This is a genomic window from Bacteroides sp. OM05-10AA (assembly GCF_003439055.1).
Lineage (GTDB): Bacteria > Bacteroidota > Bacteroidia > Bacteroidales > Bacteroidaceae > Bacteroides > Bacteroides intestinigallinarum.
This window is the reverse complement of the sequence record NZ_QSUR01000045.1, coordinates 1-16,604: the sequence shown is the minus strand read 5'-3', so window position 1 is coordinate 16,604 and position 16,604 is coordinate 1. Positions and strand designations below refer to the sequence as shown.

General features: G+C 39.1%; 9 protein-coding genes. All 9 read right to left on the bottom strand.

The features are described from left to right. Nucleotides 1–603 precede the first annotated feature (603 nt). The 9 genes from DXB58_RS24150 to DXB58_RS24110 all read right to left on the bottom strand — a co-directional run bounded on the left by DXB58_RS24150 (nucleotide 604) and on the right by DXB58_RS24110 (nucleotide 16,516). The gene (locus tag DXB58_RS24150; protein ID WP_122138507.1) at nucleotides 604–2,016 is read right to left on the bottom strand and encodes a DUF5009 domain-containing protein; all 1,413 of its coding nucleotides are present in this window, start codon (nucleotides 2,014–2,016) and stop codon (nucleotides 604–606) included. Next, on the bottom strand, nucleotides 2,013–4,667 hold the full coding sequence (locus DXB58_RS24145) for an alpha amylase family protein (protein ID WP_122138506.1): 2,655 nt from the start codon (nucleotides 4,665–4,667) through the stop codon (nucleotides 2,013–2,015). Before DXB58_RS24145 ends, DXB58_RS24150 begins: the two co-directional genes overlap by 4 nt. A gap of 7 nt (nucleotides 4,668–4,674) precedes the next feature. Next, nucleotides 4,675–6,108 carry a calcineurin-like phosphoesterase family protein gene (locus DXB58_RS24140; RefSeq protein WP_122138505.1) on the bottom strand — a complete coding sequence of 478 codons (1,434 nt, stop codon included), beginning with the start codon at nucleotides 6,106–6,108 and terminating at the stop codon, nucleotides 4,675–4,677. A gap of 22 nt (nucleotides 6,109–6,130) precedes the next feature. After that, nucleotides 6,131–7,534 carry an alpha amylase family protein gene (locus tag DXB58_RS24135; protein WP_122138504.1) on the bottom strand — a complete coding sequence of 468 codons (1,404 nt, stop codon included), beginning with the start codon at nucleotides 7,532–7,534 and terminating at the stop codon, nucleotides 6,131–6,133. Between the two features lie 53 nt (nucleotides 7,535–7,587). After that, on the bottom strand, nucleotides 7,588–8,586 hold the full coding sequence (locus DXB58_RS24130) for a phosphodiester glycosidase family protein (RefSeq protein ID WP_122138503.1): 999 nt from the start codon (nucleotides 8,584–8,586) through the stop codon (nucleotides 7,588–7,590). A 93-nt stretch (nucleotides 8,587–8,679) separates the two neighbouring features. Then, nucleotides 8,680–10,377, bottom strand: a complete 1,698-nt coding sequence (locus DXB58_RS24125) for a DUF5018 domain-containing protein (protein WP_122138502.1) — start codon at nucleotides 10,375–10,377, stop codon at nucleotides 8,680–8,682. An 18-nt stretch (nucleotides 10,378–10,395) separates the two neighbouring features. Then, the gene (locus DXB58_RS24120) at nucleotides 10,396–12,057 is read right to left on the bottom strand and encodes a RagB/SusD family nutrient uptake outer membrane protein (RefSeq protein ID WP_122138501.1); all 1,662 of its coding nucleotides are present in this window, start codon (nucleotides 12,055–12,057) and stop codon (nucleotides 10,396–10,398) included. A gap of 18 nt (nucleotides 12,058–12,075) precedes the next feature. After that, complete coding sequence (locus DXB58_RS24115) at nucleotides 12,076–15,300, bottom strand: TonB-dependent receptor (RefSeq protein WP_122138500.1); 3,225 nt, start codon at nucleotides 15,298–15,300, stop codon at nucleotides 12,076–12,078. A gap of 52 nt (nucleotides 15,301–15,352) precedes the next feature. Beyond that, nucleotides 15,353–16,516, bottom strand: coding sequence for an AGE family epimerase/isomerase (locus DXB58_RS24110; protein ID WP_122138499.1), 1,164 nt, complete (start codon nucleotides 16,514–16,516; stop codon nucleotides 15,353–15,355). Nucleotides 16,517–16,604 lie beyond the last annotated feature (88 nt).

Below are 16,604 nucleotides of genomic sequence, written 5' to 3'. Positions count from 1 at the left end.
GGTGGCTTTTTCGTACGCTATATCAATAGAAACAAATCTTCAAATATCAAAATGATAAAATGTCATTTTGATATTTGAATTGCACTATAATCGAATTTATTCAGTCTCAATACCAGGCGTAGAAAAGAATCGTACGGATTAGTGATCTGCATAATTCAGGAATCAAAGAAATCCTTTTATTATAGAGCATAATCATTATTATTGAATGTTATGCGCTACATAGTGAATGTATTTATTAATCCATTCATGCTTTTTGTTTAATTAAACAAAGTCCTAAAAAAATTTCTAATAAATCAAGAAATCCTATTTTCACAAGTAAGATATGCTTCCTTTTAAATGTACGTGACGTTTCTTATAAACCAGCCTTGTGCTTCTTTAAAACCAACTGTACGTTTCATTAGAACCAACCGTGTGTTTTTTACAAATAATACGGTAATTTATATGCAAATGACCGTTCTTTTATTCGTAATTATGCATATAAATACCGTATTTTATTTGTTTACTTCTCTACTTCTTTTCATTTACAAAGGATAGGAAATAGTAGAATCAATAAAAAAGCGACCGAAAGCAACTCTTTTTAATATATAATAATCACATTGATATTTACGTTCTCCAAAACCATTTGATTTTTGTGAAGAACATAGTCACTAAAACTGCCAAAGAAGTAAGAATTACTCCTTGGAGAAAACCTAACCAAGCACTTTGTTGAAAATAAGATAACAATGAAGCAACTCCTAATATGTTAGCTAATGGCATAATCAATAAATCGCCGACCACATAAGCTATCATTGGATTCTGACCGGACATGACTAAAAAACGAGTACTTTTGACACACCGGAAATAGTCACAAATAATACTTAGGAATATAAGAGCCAGGAAAGCCAGCCCGGAAGTAACAAAGAAATAACTAAAAGTTGTCGGATCTTTTTTAATGCCATCCTGAAAAGGTTCAAAACACAAACCCAAAAGAAGTAAGTATGCGCCTGCATTAAACAACTTTTTCCATAATAGGGCTATCCCATCCGCCTTGTGTGGAAATATACATTTACCTGCTAGTAGCAAAAAAACTGTAACCACCAGATTAATAACCAAATTACGAGTGTAGAGACCGTAAAGATTACTAATGATAAGAACGATGGATAATATCATCAACATGATACTCATTTTACGATAAGGAGATGTAGCATAATCATCCGTCTCTTTTTGATATGTTTTCATCCACTCCGCTAAATATTCGCCAGCTATACTGCCGGGAATAACGATAAATAAGTATTTCAAGTAATCAAACCGATACATCCATGGCAAAGGAGTATAATTAAATACACTCTGTGTCCACGAACCATCCACTGTACTCCCTAATATCATTGCCAGTAGCAATATCAGAACTCCTAAGCGTATCCAACGATTATGCATTGTGAAAATGTAAAGAATAGAGCCGAAAACAGCCATATTAGCCAACAACAAAATGATGATATTACTGGAAAATAGGCTGAATGTCTTACCATCTGCATAAGAGGTGGTTGCTAACATGATGGCAGCAATAATGTAAGCTCCAACTTTTATTGAAGTATGTGCCCAATCCGGCATCTTCAAAGGAATACGCATAAACATGGGAAATAGAACAATAAAACAGAGTATAGCCAGCAACCATGCCCTCATATCTTGTGGAGAGCTTAACATGTACGGATAAAAATGCTGGATAAAAATAGCAAAGAAAGTCAACTGAATCCCCCGTTTGACAGCTTCATAAACAAGTTTCAGTTTTGAATCACCTTTTCCAGCACGTTTCCTTATGGAAAAAGGAAACGCGGCTCCCATAGCGAACAAGAAAAAAGGAAACACAAGGTCTACCCAAGTAATGCCGGGTAACAACGGATTAAACACATGATCTGGCGGAGGCGTTTGCGCATGACTCATCCAACCGGGAAGAACATGCGTTACGATGGTAGCCGAAAGTACCATCGTAATAATTGCATATCCTCTTAAAGCATCTAAAGCTAAAGCTCTGTTGTTCATAAAGCTCCCCCTTCACGCATTCCTTTTTCTACTTCCTTCCAAAGATTCTTTTGGATGATGTGTACAATATCAAATACCATGAGTCCATCCGATCGACGGAGGTTCATTTCTATTGTTTCAGATAATTTTCCCGGGTTATCGTAGAATTGATCTACCAGGATACCACCCATAAACTTGTTATCTTTCAGAATTTGACGTAAGTGTTGACAAGAACCTTCCACACAGTACCATGTACCGGCTTGAGCTTGTGAGTCTGTTTCGTTCCAGATACTGCGGTTCGTTTTCTTATACTCTTCTATTGTTATGTCTGTATAGTAATTTCCAGTTGCATACAAATCAATCAGCTCTGCATATCCATAATTTTTATATTCGGGAGTAGCCCAGCTGAAATCTTGAGCCGGATCATACTTTTTACTGGCGAAATTAACTCCTACTTCGTAGTAAGACGGATACCAAGCTCCGGTATATGTGCCAAAAGAAACTTTTGGATTGGTAGCTTTAACTTCTTTACGTGCCAATGCCATAAAATCAGTAATGTTTTTCGTTCTCCATTCAATCCATTTCTGGAAAAACTTTCCCGGTTGCATGATATACTTCCCACCAGCATTCTTTTTCCAAACAAAAATATCTTCGGGGAATTTGGTCACTTTCTTATCTATATATTCTTCAAATTTCTCACGCGAAAGTGATGAAAAGTCGGCTGTTATACCATCATAACGTACGCGATCGAGCATCAGTCCATCCAAATCAGGATACTTGGTCACCACTTCTTTTAGTACATTCAGAATATGGGTGCGATATTCCTCATTCAAGGGGTTAATCATAGCACCGTATTTCTGTTTTTCTTCCGTGATTGGAATAATGCCTTTCTCGGGAGTATATACCATTGATGCCCAGTCCGGATGTCCGCTATATACCATTCCGCGATCGAAATAATTGTGTCCGGCGCAGAACACATTTAAGGAAGCATGAATCTCAAGTCCCAATTCATGGCCTTTTTTAATGAAATGTTGCAAGTAATCAAAATTCCCAGCTTTTGCACCTTTCCATTCTTTCATCTGTGGGGCAAACTGGCTTTGATAAAGTACTTCTCCGGTAATGGGACGGATGTCCACTATTGCATGGGTAAAACCTAATGATTTGATTTTCTCCAGATAGTAGTCTATCGAGTCTTTATGACTGAAACGTTCGAAATTAGCCTCGGCATCAAACCACATTAAAGCGGGTTTCTTCTTGATTACAATCCGGAAAGGAGAAGCAGGAATTTCCGCATTGTTACATAGTTCTCCCAACATATAATTCCGGAAACAATAGCGCACCTCTACCGGATCATTTACAGAATCATTCCATACTTTTACAGTGGATGAGCCATTGATAATTTCTGCTTTAGCCGATCGTAATATACCATCTGTCCCGACTATCTCAAATCCTTTTATATTTTGATTTTCAGGAGTCAATCCATCTTCACCATGTTCAAAATCTATTTCTACTATGTTCTCTTTTATCCGATGGGATTTATATATAGGACCGGAATATTGAATACCTTTACGATGATAGGTCTTTGCCAATGCCCAATAAGCCAATCGCTCACCGATCTTTATTTTATAAGGTGAATGAATAAAGTTTTCACTTCCGGCATCTCCTGTTGTCACCATCCCGACATTAGGAACTTCTGACATCAATTCCAACTGACATTGACGGAACCAAGCCCAATCCTGTTTATCATTGCCTTCCGATTTCCACGGCGCAATCTGTACGTAATAAAATGGCATTTGGGGATTATTGAAGAATGTTCTCCATTGGGAAACCATCGCAGGAAATAATCTTTTATATAATCCAGGATCGGATGTGTTTGCTTCGCCTTGATACCAGATAACTCCTTTAACAGGAAATCCTTTCCATGGATTTACCATTGCATTCCATAATAATGTAGGAGTCCCTGCCGTCCATTCAAACTCTTTCTGTTCCACGCAGGGTAATGCTATTTCCGGGAAGTCCGACAAAGTCTCTTTATCCATCCAGGCCTCTATTTTTGACATACTCCAGGAACAATGTATCAGTCCGACGGGAATATCCAGAGATTGTTGTAGCTGATTACCAAAGAAATAAGCTGTCGCACTGAAATTAGCAACTTCTTCCGGAGAGGCTTCTTCCCATTCTCCTTCCACCCCAGCTTCCTGTGGAGTGGTACTCCAGGCATTTTTTACTGTATAGAGGCGCAATGGACGTTGAGGATTGGCAGATACAATGTACGGCTGGGAGCCAAACACTGGCTGTCCACGGAATCCTTTTACAGGCATCTCCATATTCGACTGTCCGGAACAGAACCAGACTTCTCCTATTAAAATATTTTGTAACTTGAATTCCTCTCCGTCCGAGAACGTTATACTGTATGGCCCTCCGGCTCTCGGTGTTTGAAGCGTAAGTTTCCATTCACCTTTTGTATCAACATTCGTTTGGACTTTTTTATTATCCCATGAAGCGATAGCTTGCACGCGTTTTCCCGAAGTTGCCGTTCCGGAGAAAGTAACCTTTGATTGTTGCTGCAACACCATATTACTCCCCCAAATGGAAGTTAGGGTTACTTTAGCTTCTGCCTTCAAAAGAAACGACAAACATATCAATAATATAAAATATCTGGTTCTCAACATATTATCTTTATTTATTTTCTATAGCTTTAGTGTATACATTGCCGAAGCGATCTGTTACTTTCACTTCCATTTTAGCATTCTTATTGTGAGGAGTAGCATGAAAAAGATGTTCGGTAAGAATAGGGGAAATCCATTCATACTTCACCTTTTCTTTGTCAGAACAGATTGCTTTGGCTGTAGGATCGTACCCTTTATAACGTTGCATTTCTCCCATTCGCTTTCCGTTTTCATACCATTCCACTTTCCATTGTTCATCCCAGTTCCATACATTAGCAATGATATCAGAAGGATGCTCGTCGGATGATCCGACAGGATATACATGCAGCTGATGTTCTGCCGGATAGCCTGCGCTTTTATATATCCATTTCACTTGATTCCCATCTACTTCATATACCCCGTATCCCCTCGGAGTGCCGTCCACATTAATATCTGCACGCCACCAAGTACCGCATACGGCAGCTGTGTTATGTTCCATTAATGAATCATTAAAGCATACGTTCAAATTGAAATGTGTATGTCCGGAAATGATATGGGCATTATAACCTTCCAATAGTTTGTACAGTGCAGCTGTATTTACAGTTTCATCCTGATCTAGGGTATTATATCTTAACTTCTTCTGAAGACTGGAAGGAATATGCATTACCACAAAGACTAGTTTGTCTTTAGGCACGTATGAGAGGTCTTGCTCCAGCCATTGGAAAGTGCGTTCATCAATGTAACCTATATATTGATAATCACGGTTGACATAAAAGCAATTATCAAGTACGATGTAATGTGCATTTCCTTTATTAAACGAATAATAGATAGGACCGAAATAACTTTCGAAAGTACGATAGGAGTATTCAAAAGTACGTCCTCCATACGTCATGTCATGATTACCGATTGCCCGATAAATGGGAAACTTTAATGATGATACCGTGTTTATATATGAGGGATATAAAGAGGGTGTATCTCCTACAATATCCCCACAATCTATACCGAATACCTCTTTTTTACCTATATAAGGACGAATATATTCTTTCATATCCTGCAAATATTTTGCATAGGCTTTTACATCATCCTCGGAAGTCACTTGGGCATCTGCCTGCACCAAAAAAAGATGATTCATTTCATTTTGCGGATTTCTTATCAATTCGAAATCGTAAACACCTTGTTTGGCCGGATTCAGCTTTTGATAGAATAAAGGTATTGTTTGTTCTGCTTTCGGCAAATATCCGGAAGGAGTGGATAAATAAATAAAACGAACATCTCTATTGGGGAGGAGAGTATATTGGCCTTGTTGGTCAGTAAGCGTACAGTCTATTCCGTCGGTAACTACTATTCCTGGAATTCCTATTCCATCGCAAGTCACTTTCCCGCGAATATGATTAGAAGGAATCTGGGCTTGTAAATTCAAGCCCAGACCTACTAATAAAAAAAATTGTAATAAATATATTTTCATAATTAGTTGGTTAGTTCAAACCTTATTCTTCGATAGATTCCAGATATTTATCAAAGCCCGTTTTAAAAGCATTCCAATAGTCATACATCTTAATGTGGCAAAGGTCGAAGGCAAAGAAACCGTCGCTATTATTGATACAAGCATCAATGGCATCCGGAATTTTGGCAGATTGTCCTCCGTCGGTCCATCCGTCGCTGTTACCTATATCCGGTCCACCGGCAAAAGGTACATCGCCTTGTAGCAATTCGCGTCCATTCTTGCAAAAGCCTTCCATGGTCCATTCCCCGCTTCCATATATATTGTTCACGGAAGCATAGGCACCCAAGAAGATATAGTCTAAATGATCTGCATATCCATAATTTTTATAATCGGCAGTAGCCCATTTCGGATAGTAAGTAGAGGTGTTGTATTTAGGGCTGGCCCAGTTTACACCTGATGTATAGTATGTAGAATACCAAGCACCGACATAAACTCCAAATTTGATATTGTTATTGACTGATTTAACCTTGTCGCGCGCCTTTACAATGAAATCATGAATAACTTTCACTCTGAATTCCAGCCACTTCTTAAAATAGGCAGGTTGTTCCGAAGGAAGTTCATCCGTACCGGGCGCCATAATATCTGCCGGGAAGTTTGCTACAGTTTCACCGATGTATTCTTCGAACTTCTGCTTGGAAATGTCAGAAAAATCACTTTCTAAACCATAGTCATCATAACGACAACGGTCTAGTATGATGCCATCCAGATCATATTTAGCCAAGTCGGCCAATAATTGTAAAACGAAGTTTTGCACATCATCATTAGCTGGATTGAAGAATTTTGCCCCATAATCAGTCTCATCGTCCAACAAATCCATTGTGTTGGTTAACCCATCAGCCAAATTAGCTACACTAGCCCATCCTTTTTTAGAATCATCACGGAATAATATTCCATCATGCCCCAGATTATACGGACATAAATAACCGCCTACAAATGTATTGATGGATGCATTCACTTTTAATTCCTGTTTACGAGCCTCATCAATAAATGCTTGTAAGTAATCCCAAGTTTCCGTCCTTTCATAATAACTATATCCGGAATTACTCCATACATCCATACGTTTCACCTGATCTACAACATTAGTATTGAATAATACATCTCCTGTAGTGGGACGTACATCGACAATAATATCAGTGAATCCTGCTGCTTTTATCTTTTCCATATCTTTGGCTATGTTTTCCTTACTATTGGCATAGTCAGGAAAATTAGCAGCCGCATCAATCCAAATATATCGTGGTTTAGCTTCTGTAACCTCCGGCTCGTCCGGCTTTTCTGTCGAATTATCACTCCACGGCCATCCGGGAATTCCATCAGAATCATCACTACAGGAGGTTATTGTAACTGCTCCCAAGAAAGTCAGTATTAGTATTTTTAGAAATTTTCTCATATCATACTTGTTTTATTAGATAGATACTGCCTGATATATCCGCAGTACATTTTTTATTTAAGAGTGACTACTGATGCTACGGATCTTTCGTCTCCGCTGGAGTCACTTGTCTTGATAGTCTCTTGCCCGTTGACTAACATGCAACTAGAACCACCGCCATCCAGATTGATGGCATCCGTACATCCCAGTGCTTTCATGATATTAGCTACATTTTCGGTGGTCATACCGGCAACTCCCGTTGTCATTCCATCTCCTTCACACACAAAAAGAATCATTTTCTTATCATTGGTGATACCAATAGCCGAACGAGGTCTGTTCGCCGTAGCGCCAATATCTGATAAGATTTCTTCTTCGTATGTATTCTTTATGTTTCCATCCAACAGAAGTACGGGACCACCGCCTATTCCTGTTTTAGCATTTAAGACAGTTCCTGTAGAGGGAAAATTTTCGTTAGGAGTTGTCTCTGATTTTACCGGTGAGGGTTCCGAATACCAATAAGTAACATTGGATAGTGTTGTGTAAGTCCACATTGATTTGAATGAGCCATCATTCATTTCACAGAATGCAGCTAATACAGGATACCAGAATGGACCGTTAGTCCAATCTTCTGCTGTTACATCATTGTTCTTACACACCATTTCACCGTTACGCCATATCAGACTTAATGAGCCTTCATAGAAAAAGCCTCCATTTATTACAATTGTGGAGTTATTCTCTTCATAAAATTCTTTTGGCTTTTTCAATCCTGTTTTTTCTCCTAATGCACCAAATGTTGCTTTACTCATATCACCCACAGCAATATAAGCTATCGCCTTTTTGCCTTCCAATGTTTCCGGTGATTTATATACGTTGATATGTTCAGGTAAAGTTCCATAAACGTCTTTCACATTGGTCCATCCCTGATTTACAATATCAGGATTGGCTTCAACAGGTTCGGTTGGAGTCTCCGGCTCTGCCCATGGCCAGTCCGGAATATCAGTGTTATCATCACCACATGCAATGAAAAAAGGCAGTAATGAGAATAACCATAACATTTTTATCTTTGTTGACATATAACTACTCCTTTAAATGATTTACAGACTTCTTTATCCCATATATTATGAGTGAGTATTTTCTCATAATATATGAGATAAAGAGATCATTAATTATTTGTCGATACAATCAAATTCATATCCTCCGATAACCTTACAGTTGTTATCCACGTAGTAAACACGAAGTTTATATCCATCTGTCGTTGGGGCAAGCAGTACATCGCCTGTTGCAGCTACACCATCAGCAGAGTTGAACGAAGAAAGTGTCGGATTGAATGACAAAGCATCCGAAGTAGATACTGTACCGGTGAATGATCCGTCTGATGTTACATCATACATATATAGGCATGGAGTTCCACCCCATTGTGGGAAATGAGCTGTACATACCAATACAAGATATTGTGCATTATTAAAGCCTCTTGCATCCAGACAGTTGTTATTCATTGCCCAAGAATTACCATTGTCGGAATCTGCCAAAGATTTGGCTGCATTATTATTTGCTCCATTCACCCAATAAAGTATGTTAGCATCATAATATGACAAGAAATAATCACTTTGAGCGGTAGTTCCCTTAGTCACTACTTTAGTGTTTGATGCAGGCGCTCCCCAACTATCTACACCGTTTACTGAAACAACTTGAGGACTTCCCAGTACGCCATCTGTTATAATCCAACGGACAAACTTGTTGGAACCAGAACCCGATGTTCCGTCGCAAGTGGCAATAATAGAGGCATTAGTATTGATATCTCCTTGAACAGACACTTTCGTACCCATATCCAGACCTGTACTATTGGTATAAGTTGTCAATAAAGTCGGAGCTGTTGTCACAGACGAAGTTTTATAGATAGAGAAGGATTTACCGTTAGTAGCCTTGGTAGCTAATAATATATTTCCCTTACTATCACTTGTCATACATCCCAAAGAAGCAACACTCACACTTCCCAAAGTTACATTACCAATCTTATTTCCGGTAGATGCATTGTAATATGTAGGATTGGTGGCACCATCTCCCAGGCAAACTACCAAATTATTTCCGTTAACGGCCAAAGAGGGTGAATTAGCACCGGTCCAAGGTAATCCGATAACTCCCATATCCAATTTGAATAATTCTGTTTCACTACCTTTTCTGTATCCGTAAGGGATCTTATCCGGTACTGCTTTTTGAATGGTATATGTTTGTTTTGTCACTCCATCGTGAGCTATCACCGTAAGTTCCACAGGCGAGTTAAAATTAAGCGGCTCCGTTTTAGGATCCGGTGACATGGTTGCATGAGCTGACAATGAATAATCTGCCAAGCAAGAAGATAAGTCTTCTGCAGAGATTAAAGATACAGTTTTGTGGTCTTCATCGATAATACCGGTAATATCCTCTGATGGTATTGAGAAACTTAGTAACTGACATTTAGTAGACTTAACTCTTTCACCTGTGATACAGATTTGTTTCTTATATCCTTGAGCGTCTGTGTAAGTGAAATAGTTTTCTTTAGTCAAGTCCAGAATTGAAAGAACCGGCTCAATGGTACAGTTGGGCGCCAACTTTGCCTGAACCCTCATCGTCTTCATATATTCTGAAGTTTCATTATCACTATTTTCAGGATAATACCATGGCATAGGGATTACATACTTATCTACAGAAGCATCTGCAATGGTATACACTACTGCTTCTTTATCTACGTATGGTCCAGAAGTAAAGAGCGCAGTCAAGCTCGTGATTCCCTGTCTGTCCGCAGTAGGAAGCACATATTCCGGATCTTGGCAAGAACTCGTGAGAGCCAAAACCCCTAATAATAGATATAGTATATTCTTTTTCATAATGTTTTCATTTTAGATTTATTGCCATTCTGCATATTGAGTTACTGCACCGTTATTATCCAACTCTGCCTGTGGCATCGGAAAACGATACATCTTAGTCGGGAAATTACGATCTTTATCGTCACATTGTGTATAAATGTAAGTGAAAGATCCATTTGCATTTTGCTCTATTTTCATTCCATGAAGACGAATACCGGTAAATGCTGTTGCAGATAATTTCCAACGCCGCATATCCCAATAGTAATGTCCTTCATATGCAAGTTCCACTTTACGTTCCTGACGGATGGCTTTTATTAAATCATTACCGCTTTTGTCTGTGTAAGATAAGCCTACTCTGTTACGAATATCTTTAATATCTTTATTTGCCTTATCCGTATAGCCATTCAAATGATAGCAGGCTTCTGCATGATTCAATAAGACTTCTGCATAACGAATTTCCGTCCATGGCTGCGTACTGGCTTGTATGGAAGTAAAGTTGTGATCCTCGTCTACCAGTTTGCGCAAATAGTATCCGGTGGTAGAACGTCCTTCCGGCTTCGCATCCGTTTTCCATGCAGCCCAACCATCAGTACCGTTTACGAAAGATTCTATAGTTCTACCTTTCCATGTTGCTCCATTATAAAGAATGGTAGCTTTAAAGCGCGGTTCCAGCTTATCGTAAGGAGGAGTAGCTGTAGTACCTTCAGCAGTATGCCATGCACTCCAATCAGGGAAACCACTGCCATCTGCATATTCATACGATTCAACCATTTCTTGTGTTGGGGTACCAAATCCTCCGGTCATGGAGTTACCATCCAATGCTTTATCACCTCCAGGAGTCATATATCCATCAAAGTCATGAGTTACAGTAGAACTTTTATCATAACAATATTGTAAAATGGCTTCTTTGCTTCCCGCTTTAAAGGCATTTGAATAGTCTTCTTTTGCTTCCAGTTCATAGCCCATTGCCATCACCTTTTCAGCTGCGATGCGAGCATCATCCCATCTTTCAGCATACAACATAGCTCTTGACAACATTGCATAAGCAGCTCCGCTGGTTAGACGTCCGTTAGGAGTTTTATCGACAGGCAAATGTTCGCCAGCATACTTCAAATCATTATATACAAAGTTCCATCCATCGGCTTCCGAACTAACCGGCATATCCTTTTTGATATTATCCAAATTCTCATCGTATATGATAACTTCTTTATAACGTTTCAATAAATCTGTATAGAGATATCCTCTGAAAAAACGCATTTCAGCTTCCAGGCGTTCTTCATCAGTCTGATTGAATGAAGCATACTTCTTTAATTTGTTGATACCTTCATTGACGCGGCGCACGTACTCGTACATAGTACCCCAGTTACCTAAATAAGTACTAACATAGTTCACCGTAAGGACAGAGCCTCCATAAGCAATTTCACTGGGTATTTGACATTTGGCCATATAGTTGTAAGAACCATATTTAAGCTGATCCGTCAAAGCTTCTGTCATTCCTGCCAAACATTGTCCGTCCCGATAGACTCCTAAATAATCTATATAGCGATAGAAATCGTTGACTGCTTGCTCTGCATAGTCAAGTTTACTCCATACAAGTTTATCTGATGCTCTGTCTGTTGGAGTCATGTCCAGATAATCGCTACATGAGCCAAGCCCTAAAGAGGCTCCCAACAATATGATACTTAATACTTTTGTTTTCATAATAGAACTTTTAAAGGTTTAGAAAGTCAAAGTTATACCGCCCATAATGGTGCGTTGTTGAGGATAGTATCCGTTATTTACTCCCGGAGATTCAGGATCGATTCCATCAGGAAGACCGCAAATCGTGAATAAATTGGAACCTTCTACATAAATTCTTAGATTCTGAATACCTACGGGGCTCATCCATTTCTTGGGGAATGTATAACCTAATTGTGCAGATTTGAGACGAAGGTATCTACCATTACGCAGCCAGAAAGTGGAAGCTAGTCCATTATCTCCTCCATGCCCCTGATTGCCCAGCGTAAGTCGGGGGAATGTTCCATTCGGGTTTTCTACTGTATATGCATTCTGAACCAAGTATAATGGTGAGTTGGCACCTTCTTTAAATGCTTGTGTCCAAACAGTGTTGTCGTCATAGCCATTATAATAAGTGCCTGTCAATGATACGTCGAACAATGCACCTCCGGTAAATTGTGCACTTAAATCGAATCCATTCCAGGCACAATTTAAGTTCAAACCATAAGTTAGTTCCGGACGATTACCACGTCCAACACGTGTTCTATCATCTTCGTCTATTTTACCATCACCATTCAAATCTTTATACTTGATATCACCTACATTAGGACGGGTGCCATACCAGGCTGAATTGTCTATTTCTTCTTCCGAACGGAATAGACCATCTGCAATCCACACAACAGAGGCATCTACACTACGTCCTGTACGTTTTCTCCATTCTACTGTATTAGGACTATCCGGATAGCGGAGGTAGCGGTTTCTTGCAAATGTCAGATTGAAGCTCGCACCATAAGAGAATGGCTTACCTGCCAAATTAAATTTATTACGATGACTCACCGTTACTTCAACTCCTTTGCTATCTACCTTATTGTAATTGGCATAAGTATAATAATATCCTCCCATGGATGGTGGATAATCACCTCCCATTGCTGTCAGGATATCGTAGGTGTAATTATAAAATGCATCGAATTCTACACCTAACAGACCATTCCACATGGTAAAATCAAAACCTGCATTGTAGGTTAAAGTGTTCTCCCAAGTCAGAGTAGGATTGGCTATAACAGAAGCACGTAATGCTTGCATTACTTTTCCATTCAAAATTGTCTGGTATGCATTTTTGTTGCTATCCATCAAATTATAAGTACTAAGGAATGCGTATGGGCTCACTGCATCGTTTCCTAACAAACCAATGGATGCGCGAATCTTCATGTCATCCAAGAATGTCAAATCAGACATAAAATTTTCTTTGGATATTCTCCATGCTACAGATGCTGATGGAAAGAACGCCCAACGTTTTCCACTGACGTTACCCGCGAATTTATAAGAGCCGTCATATCGACCTGTAAATTCTGCCAGATACTTATTGTCATAGTCATATTTCAGACGGAAAACATAACCTATGCTACGATTTGCATCACTGTAGCCCGAGATTGGGGAGTCAGCCGGCTGGCCAAAACTTAATTCAGGAAGTTCGGAGAAACTCATATTCTTATTATATCCGGAGAAGCTATTTTCTTTATAGTCCCGAATTTCTGCTAATACCATTGCTTCCACATTATGCTTTCCGAAGGAGTTTGCATAGTTTATACTCCCTTGACCTACCATTTGATGAGAACTGTATTGTCCTTCACCTAAATTTATTCCATTGGCTGTACCACGGGGATCATCTGCTTTAGACCAAGTCCAATCTGTTGTTGAAGTCGGCATTCTATGTATATATGTAGAATAAGGCGTATTCAGATTCTTATTATGAGAAGTTGTATAGTCATAAGCTCCGGTTACTTTCACGCTCAAACCTTTAACCCAAGGTACATTATATTGTAAAGAGATGTTGGTCTGTAAATCAAAGCTGTTAGTATGCTTATACCCGGATTCATAAATAGCAGCCAACGGACTGTTGGGCAGACTTGTGTTATTCTGTGTAGTAGCACTATAAAGTCCGTCGTATGTTTCCGGCAAATATGGGTGCATCATTATAGTCTGATGAGCTACTGACAACCAGCCTTGTTCACCTAGTTCGGAATTAGAATCCGTACCACCCGAAGCATATCCCGGAGTCTCACGCTTGCCAACATTTCCTGCAATACCTAAACTTAACTGGAAGTTCTTAGCCAATTGAGTCTCAAGATTAGTTCTCAAATTATATCTCTTGTAAGAGAAATTATCAATGTTACCTTTTTGACCTAAATAACCCACGGAAGCAAAGTAACGCATCTTATCGCTACCTCCTTGTACTGTTACATTGTGTTTCTGGTTGATACCGGTTCCGAATACTTTATCAATATAGTTAACATTATCCCATCCGTCAGTAGGATCACCATTCAACATCGCTTCTACATTTGCCTTTGTAAAAACAGGAGTATATTGACTAATCTCCGAAATACTTCCATTAGCCATTTTATCCATCATGTCAGCCATGTTATAATAATAAGCAAACTGAGGTCCATTCATAAACTGTGGGAAGTTTGCATTCATAGATGCTCCTATTGAACCGTTATAAGTGATTCTGGATTTTCCTTCCTGACCTTTTTTAGTAGTTATAATAATAACACCACCCGCTCCTTTTAATCCATAAACTGCTGCAGAAGCTCCATCTTTTAAGACAGATACGCTTTCAATGTCATTAGGATCAATATCATTAATAGAACGAGGCATTCCGTCTACTATATAGGTAACATTATAAATAGAGCCACGAACCCGTAATGTAGCCTGGTCATCTCCCGGTTCACCGGATACTTGGACGGATGAAATACCCGGCAAGCGTCCACCTAAAAGACTTGATACATTGGTTGCCGGTGCTTTCAACAGTTCATCACCTTTTACCGCAGATACGGCTCCGGTCAAAGATTGTTTTTTGGCAGTACCATATCCGACAACAATAACTTCATCCAAAGCCGCCACATCATCTTTCAGAACCACATTAATGGTATTCTGACCTGCTACTTTTATTTCCTGATCTGCCATTCCAACATAAGAGAATGATAAGATGTCTTTTGCTGTGGCCTGAATGCTGTATTTTCCATTTACATCTGTAATTGTGCCATTAGTAGTTCCTTTTACAACAACACTTACTCCTGGTAGAGGTTCCCCTATACCATCAGTAACAGTTCCTTTCACTAAACTCTGTGCATGACTACTGATAGCACATGCAAATAGTGCGTATAATGAAAACATAAAAATTTTCAATATACGAGAGTTTTTCTTGATTTTTGAGTTAAACTCTGTCATAGAATTAATTTTTAGATTATTAATATAGATTGGTTAACATATCCGTTATTGTTTATAGCTGTTCCAATACTTTCCAGCATTGGTATAACCCTCTTGGTACATGGAAACATCCTTTCCATTTCCCTCCTTTCAATGGTAACAGCACTTCACCTCTCCGGTTTAAGTATCCATACCATTCGGGATGCTCTTTATCTTTAAAATGAGTCCATGTATAATCGTGCACTTTTTCAAACCATTCCAGACATTGGTTATCTCCGGTCAATTGATAACTTTTCAGAAGAGAGATGAGTGTTTCAATATGTACCCACCAAAGTTTCTGGTCCCATTCCAACTGTTGTGGTGGATAGCCATTACGATCCATGAAATAATAGATACCTCCATATTCTTTATCCCAACCATAATCAAGCATTGTAAGAGTGATGTTCTTAGCCTTTTCGATTAATTCCGGACGGTTTAGACGTTTCCCTAAATCCATTATAAACCACATAGCTTCAATCGCATGGCCTGGAGTAATCTGCCGTCCTTCAAAGCAATCTATCAGATTACCATTCACATCTACATTCTCAACAATGATTCCGCCAAGTTCAGGGCGATAGAAAACATCCATTACTTCATGAATACAAGTATCCATCGCTTGTTCCAAATAGTCTTTCCCTAAAATATGCTCTATTTCCATAGCAAGATTGCATAGTATCATCGGCAGGGCAAAGTTTTTCAGATTACGGGTACCTGGATGAAGCTTATTCCATTTACCTTTCGGGTTATCTACTTTGGAAAGGATAATATCGAAGTTTTTTTTAGCAATGTCAGCATATTCCTGATTACCGGTTGCAAGGCTTAATTGCCCGAAAGCCATAGCAGCGAATGTATATGAAAAGATATTGTATGGTTCTACCAATGGTCTACCCGAACGGTCAAGGGAAAAATACCAGTTATAGTTACCATCATGTCCATATTTTTTTAGAAATTCACCGCCTTGAACGGCACAATCCAGCCATTCCTTGCGTTTTTCCACTTTATTATAAAGCATAGAGAACATCCACACTTCGCGGCCTTGCAGCCAGATAAACTTATCTGTATCGAAAACTCTTCCTTCACGATCCAAACAGGTGAAGTAGCCTCCATATTCATGGTCTTGTGAGTTTTCAAGCCAGAAAGGAAGAACATTATCCAAGAGTTCATCCTTGTATTGATTTGCCAGTTTCTTAAAATCCATACATCTTTTATTATTAAGTTATTAAGGTCTTTTTGTTTTACTATTCCGAACGGGTCCAATATCTTTCAATCTCCTCCAGTGACTTCCC

Excerpts from the sequence above, each read along its gene's own strand:
- DXB58_RS24135 (WP_122138504.1), bottom strand. The coding sequence starts at position 7,534 with ATGAGAAAATTTCTAAAAATACTAATACTGACTTTCTTGGGAGCAGTT.
- DXB58_RS24125 (WP_122138502.1), bottom strand. The coding sequence starts at position 10,377 with ATGAAAAAGAATATACTATATCTATTATTAGGGGTTTTGGCTCTCACG.
- DXB58_RS24130 (WP_122138503.1), bottom strand. The coding sequence starts at position 8,586 with ATGTCAACAAAGATAAAAATGTTATGGTTATTCTCATTACTGCCTTTT.
- DXB58_RS24145 (WP_122138506.1), bottom strand. The coding sequence starts at position 4,667 with ATGTTGAGAACCAGATATTTTATATTATTGATATGTTTGTCGTTTCTT.
- DXB58_RS24150 (WP_122138507.1), bottom strand. The coding sequence starts at position 2,016 with ATGAACAACAGAGCTTTAGCTTTAGATGCTTTAAGAGGATATGCAATT.
- DXB58_RS24110 (WP_122138499.1), bottom strand. The coding sequence starts at position 16,516 with ATGGATTTTAAGAAACTGGCAAATCAATACAAGGATGAACTCTTGGAT.
- DXB58_RS24115 (WP_122138500.1), bottom strand. The coding sequence starts at position 15,300 with ATGACAGAGTTTAACTCAAAAATCAAGAAAAACTCTCGTATATTGAAA.
- DXB58_RS24120 (WP_122138501.1), bottom strand. The coding sequence starts at position 12,057 with ATGAAAACAAAAGTATTAAGTATCATATTGTTGGGAGCCTCTTTAGGG.
- DXB58_RS24140 (WP_122138505.1), bottom strand. The coding sequence starts at position 6,108 with ATGAAAATATATTTATTACAATTTTTTTTATTAGTAGGTCTGGGCTTG.